The 458-nt window shown below is 36.7% G+C and carries 1 protein-coding gene; it reads left to right on the plus strand.

Features of this window, described 5'->3' with window-relative positions; genetic code table 11:
- The first annotated feature begins 95 nt into the window (after positions 1–95).
- The gene (locus AAEY93_RS20350) at positions 96–362 is read left to right on the plus strand and encodes a hypothetical protein (RefSeq protein ID WP_351079445.1); all 267 of its coding nucleotides are present in this window, start codon (positions 96–98) and stop codon (positions 360–362) included.
- The last annotated feature ends 96 nt before the right edge of the window (positions 363–458 follow it).

A 458-nucleotide genomic window follows, 5' to 3' on the forward strand; every position in this document is an offset into this window, starting at 1 on the left:
TTTGACTAGGCATCGGCCAAGTCCAACAAGCGATTTATGCCTTGCAAACAGCGCAACGCATAAATACTAAAACGTTAGCTTTCACGGAGAATGTATTGAGTTTCGAAGCAAGATTATATTCAATTATTGGTATCGCTTTGCTTGGCCAATTCTTCATTCCAATAATAGCGAGTCCTATAATATTCTGTGTTGCCTTTTGGTATTTTACTCAAGATGGTATTTTTTATTGGGGTGATTTACATAAACATATTGGTAAAACTTTATTAATCGTTTTTGCCTCTTTAGCTATTGCTTGGTTTATTGGTTACATAGTTTTTGGGCAAACTGGTGGTTATGGCGGGTACAAATATGACCTGCTGTAATAATGTCGCAAGTGAAAAGCTAACAAGAGACTATGGCGTCAATAGTTAATTTTATGCTTTTGGCGCTTCCCATAAAACACCATCTCTTAGCATCGA

The sequence above is a fragment of the Shewanella sp. CAL98-MNA-CIBAN-0140 genome, assembly GCF_040309905.1.
Taxonomy (GTDB): domain Bacteria; phylum Pseudomonadota; class Gammaproteobacteria; order Enterobacterales; family Shewanellaceae; genus Shewanella; species Shewanella psychromarinicola.